This is a genomic window from Mesorhizobium sp. M7A.F.Ca.ET.027.03.2.1 (assembly GCF_003999175.1).
In the GTDB taxonomy this organism is placed as follows: domain Bacteria; phylum Pseudomonadota; class Alphaproteobacteria; order Rhizobiales; family Rhizobiaceae; genus Mesorhizobium.
The window spans coordinates 1-4,510 of the sequence record NZ_RZOM01000478.1 but is presented as its reverse complement, the minus strand read 5'-3'; the positions used below and the strand labels follow the sequence as shown (position 1 = coordinate 4,510).

5 protein-coding genes and 1 pseudogene are annotated in these 4,510 nt (G+C 61.8%); 2 read left to right on the top strand and 4 right to left on the bottom strand.

Translation table 11 applies throughout. The features are described from left to right. Both EN750_RS20150 and EN750_RS20145 read right to left on the bottom strand, forming a co-directional pair. A partial coding sequence (locus tag EN750_RS20150; RefSeq protein ID WP_145967791.1) for an amidase occupies positions 1-900 on the bottom strand: 900 nt, incomplete at its 3' end. A gap of 88 nt (positions 901-988) precedes the next feature. Beyond that, the gene (locus tag EN750_RS20145; RefSeq protein ID WP_127397447.1) at positions 989-2,023 is read right to left on the bottom strand and encodes an extracellular solute-binding protein; all 1,035 of its coding nucleotides are present in this window, start codon (positions 2,021-2,023) and stop codon (positions 989-991) included. Positions 2,024-2,090: 67 nt separating this feature from the next. Between EN750_RS20145 and EN750_RS20140 the strand changes: the two genes are divergently transcribed. Next, positions 2,091-2,273 (top strand): hypothetical protein, encoded by a 183-nt coding sequence (locus EN750_RS20140; protein WP_127397446.1) that lies wholly within the window; start codon positions 2,091-2,093, stop codon positions 2,271-2,273. Between the two features lie 117 nt (positions 2,274-2,390). Here EN750_RS20140 and EN750_RS20135 read toward each other — a convergent pair whose 3' ends face one another. Both EN750_RS20135 and EN750_RS39535 read right to left on the bottom strand, forming a co-directional pair. Further along, positions 2,391-3,362, bottom strand: coding sequence for an NAD-dependent epimerase/dehydratase family protein (locus tag EN750_RS20135; RefSeq protein WP_127397445.1), 972 nt, complete (start codon positions 3,360-3,362; stop codon positions 2,391-2,393). Between the two features lie 274 nt (positions 3,363-3,636). Continuing rightward, entirely contained in the window at positions 3,637-3,801 is a 165-nt protein-coding gene (locus EN750_RS39535; RefSeq protein ID WP_164748845.1) for a hypothetical protein, read from the bottom strand. 290 nt (positions 3,802-4,091) lie between these two features. Here EN750_RS39535 and EN750_RS20130 point away from each other — a divergent pair. Then, a pseudogene (locus tag EN750_RS20130) lies at positions 4,092-4,510 on the top strand (NAD kinase); the annotation flags it as partial.

Here is a 4,510-nt window from a genome sequence, read left to right as displayed (position 1 = left end):
GCCCAGATCGACTTCCTCGACCGTGGCGCCGAGCGAGCGGAACACATCGCAGGCGGCAAGCGTGTTCTTGCGCACGTCCGGGTCGACTTCGAAAGAACCAAGTTCCATCGAGAAAGCAATCTTCCAGCCCTTGATCGGCTTGTAGTCGAGCGGCAGCCGCAGTTTCGGGCGCAGCGTGGCGATGTCGAGCGGGCTTGGTCCGGCCATCACATTCTGCAGCAGGATCGCATCCCCGACATTTCGCGCCAGCGGTCCGGTGTGGCAGTAGAAGTCGAGGTTGAATGGCGGCTCGTCCGGATTGCGCCCGTAAGGCGGCTTGAAGCCGACAAGACCGCAGGCCGACGCGGGAATCCGGATCGATCCGGCAATGTCCGAACCGGTGGCGATCGACGACGTGCCGGATGCCAGCGTCGCCGCGGAGCCTCCCGACGAACCGCCGGGCGTGAAATCCGGGTTCCACGGATTGCGCGTCACGCCCCAGCGTTTCGACCAGGTGTAGCCGGCGCAGCTGAATTCAGGCGTCGCCGTGCGGGCATGGACAATGCCGCCGGCCTTGATGATGCGCTCGTTCATCGTCGAGGTATGGCCACCGATAGCATCCCCGGACAGCAGCGAGCCGTGCGAGGTCGGCTTGCCCTTGATGTAGCTCTCGTCCTTGATGCCGATCGGCAGGCCCTCGAGCGCCCCGGTCTTGGCACCGCTGGCGTATTTCGCCTCGGCTTTCCTGGCCAGGTCCATCGCCTCGTCGAAATGCGTGAAGGTGAGGCAGTTGATCGTCGCCTTGGTTGCCTCGGCGCGGCGGATGGTGGCCTGCATCAGTTCGACGGGCGAAAGCTTCTTCGCCTTGAACAGCCGCAGCGCCTCGCTGGCCGGCATGTAGCAAAGGTCGAGATCGGTCATGGGAAGTCTCCTGCGATCTGCGCATCGCGTTTGGCATGGACGGGAGATGACCGCGCCGCGTGCGGCGGCGCGGGAAAGCCTGGTCAGGTCATTTCTGCAGGTCGGTCCAGATCTTCGTATAGAGCGCCTGCACGTCGGGCGGGCAGGCCAGCATGAACTGGCCCTTGGCGGCGAACTCGGCGGGAATGTTGACTTCCGGTGCGGTCTTCATGTCGTCGGGCATGAAGGCTTCCGAGCCCTTGATGCCGTTCGAATAACGCGCAAAGGCTGAGATCAGCGCCGCATTCTGCGGATCCATCATAAAGTTCTGGAACAGCTTGGCGTTGTCGACATTCTTGGCGTCCTTGAGGACAGCGACATTGTCCATCCAGATCGGATAGCCTTCCTTGGGATAGCCATAGACGATCTTGTCGTTCTCAAGCCGCTCGCGTAGCGATATGCCGTTCCAGTTGACGCCCGCGGCGATGTCGCCCCTGCCCAGGCCATCGACGGCCGCATAGTCGAGCGAAAGCCATTTCGCCTTCGCCTCCACCAGCTTGTCATGCACCTTCTTCAGCATCTGCATGTCGCTGCTGCAATATTTGCCACCCTCGTAAGCGATGGCGAGGAACATGATGTCACCCATTTCGGGTACGACATTGATCTTGCCGACGAGTTCGGGAGGTGGGTCGAGGAAGATCGCCGATGTGTTCGGATCGCGGGCATAGACCGACTTGTTCACCGAAATGCCGGTCGTGCCCCACTGCCATGGAACGGTGTATTTACGGCCTGGATCGAATGGAACATCGACCCACCTGGGATCGACGTTCTTGAAGTTTTCCATCTTGTTGGGATCGGTCTCCAAGAGCAGACCTTCGCTGATCCAGACCGGCACGACGCTTGCCGAAGGCACGACGATGTCATAGCCGGAGGCGCCCTGCCGGACCTTGGCCAAGGCGGTATCGTTGGAGTCATAGTCGGTGACGGTGACCTTGACCTTGTAGGTCTCCTCGAACTTCTTGATCAGGTCGGGGCTGGTGTAGTTGCCCCAATTGTAGATGTTGAGCTCGCCGTCGGCACGGGCCACGCCCGTGACAGTCAGCAGCGACAGGCCGATGGCCGTCGCGGTCAGTTTCCAGTTCATGCTGCATGCTCCCATTGTTGGGACCGGCGGCGTTACGGCCTCAGGTCCGTTTCCTGCTGACGAAAAGATGACCGCGACAATGCCGATCGACGGCACGAGAGCGGCCGTCGACATCGCACTCGCGGCATGCGGCGCGCCGGCAACGGCAAGCCGCATCGCAGTCGAGATAGTCCCCTCTTCATTGTGGCCATTCACCGGCTGGCGCCGGCTGTCCAACTCAATTCGCGACCTCAGGGGTAACTATGACTAAACATACAGTCAATATTTTTCCGCGGGTACTGCCATTGCTCGGCGATTGACGATGCGCCCGATGAGATGGTGACTGAGTGAGCAGGCAGAAAGACGTTTAGCCGCGATACCGGACGCGTCAGGCCGTTGAGGCCGAAATGCTCGCGGCCGCAATTCGCTGGCGGAACCAATCGAAGGTGCGTCCGATGCCTTCCTGATAGCTCGTCCTGGCTTCCCAGCCAGGAAGGACATGCCTCGCCAAAGTCAGGTCCGGACACCGATTTGTCGGATCCTGGGGAGCCGGAGGGTGGTGCTCGATGCGGCTGCCGGGGACAAGCGACCTTACGAATTCCGCGATGCGCAGGACCGAAACCTCGTGGTCGTTGCCAATGTTCAGAGGACCGCGATGCGAGACGCCGTCGCGCCAGAAGTAACGTTCCAGCCCCTCGACGATATCGTCGACATAACCCCAACTGCGCGATTGGGAGCCGTCGCCATAAACCGTCAGAACCCCGGTTGTCAGTGCCTGGATGGCAAAATTCGAGATGGCGCGTCCATCGTCGATGCGGGTTCGTGGCCCATATGTGTTGAAGATCCTGACGACGCGAATGTCGAGCCCGCCGACCCGCTGCTGCTCGAACAGCAATGCCTCTGTGCAGCGCTTGCTTTCATCATAGGAAGCCCTGGGACCGGTGCAGTCCACCGATCCCCTGTAACTCTCGGGTTGCGGTGAAACCAGAGGGTCGCCGTAGACTTCCGAGGTCGAGGCGAAGCAGAAGCGACCGCCGGGCTTGAGCAGCGTCAGGAGATTGAGCGCGCCGCCGATGTTAGCCTTGATCGTGCGTACCGGCTCGCGCATGTACCAAAGCGGCGACGCCGGCGACGCGAGATGGATGATCTCATCGAAGCGCTGAAGGGATGAAAAGCTTTCGGCGTCGGCAATCTGCAGATCGAAACGCGGATCGGCGACATGCGCGATGTTGTCTCGCGTCCCGGTCCAAAGATTGTCGACGACGACCAGCTTTTCCAGATCGCTTCGCCGCAACAGACGGTCGACCAGATGCGAGCCCAGGAAACCGCAGCCACCAGAGATCAACACGCTGCGTGACATGGAAAACCCCCGCTCCAGACACCGGCCAGTCAACGAGCCCAGGGCTTGTTTCCCAACAACAGCGGATGCGAGCTACCCAAAAGCCTTTCCGCCAATCGATGCACCCATCTACACCGCCAAGCGCCGCGAGTGCAAACAGCAAGCCTTCACGAGTGGAACGTGCGGCGGCCGACCGGCCTCTGCTTTTAAGCAGAGAAACTGCCGCGCGATGTCGCGCATCGAAGCGACCGCCGATGCTGCCCGTCATCGCGAGGATGATCAGGACATTTCAGGGCTACAGCGCCCTTTGCGGGCATGGCGCCCCGGCTGCATCACCACAGCGCGACGCCGTGGGCTGCGGCCGGAAGCTCGTCTCTTCGGACTGGCGCACCAGTTCGGCAAAGAGCAGCGCGAAGCTTCCCAGCATCAGGAAGACGATGATCAGGCGTGTTACCGGCAATATGTCGGCCTCGACTGGCTAGCCCCCACGCCACCCATCCACTGCCGGCTAACATGACCGATCCGGCTTTACGAGACTTTAAGGCCCGTCTTAACCATCACATTCGCGTAGCCTTTGACATGATACGCGAACGGCATGCCCGCATCCGCCGACCGGCATGGCCGTACCATCCGGGATGGCGTTGCCATCCGGGATGGCACCTCCCTTTGCAGACGTACCCCGCCCATGCTACCCCGGCGCTGGCGCGGCCCAGCAACCGGCCGCTGCCAATCGGTCGTCATCGGGGAGCCATGAGCAAAGCCGCCAGCCGCATCGCCTTCGTCTCGTCCGACACCGCTGACGCCAAGACGGCGCTGGAAAGCCTGTCGGCGCGCTATGGCCAGTCTTCCGTCGAGGAGGCCGGGATCGTCGTTGCGCTTGGGGGTGACGGTTTCCTGCTGCAGACCCTGCGCGACACGATGGGGACCGGCAAGAAGGTTTACGGCATGAACCGTGGCACCATCGGTTTCCTGATGAACGAATACCGGTCCGGTGGCCTCACCGAGCGTCTCGAGGCCGCCGTCGCCGAAACGATCCGCCCGCTGGAGATGCTGGCCGTGACCTCGGAAGGCGAAACGATTTCAGCACTGGCGATCAACGAGGTGGCGCTGTGGCGCCAGTCGTACCAGACGGCCAAGATCCGCATCACCGTCGACGAACAGGTCCGGCT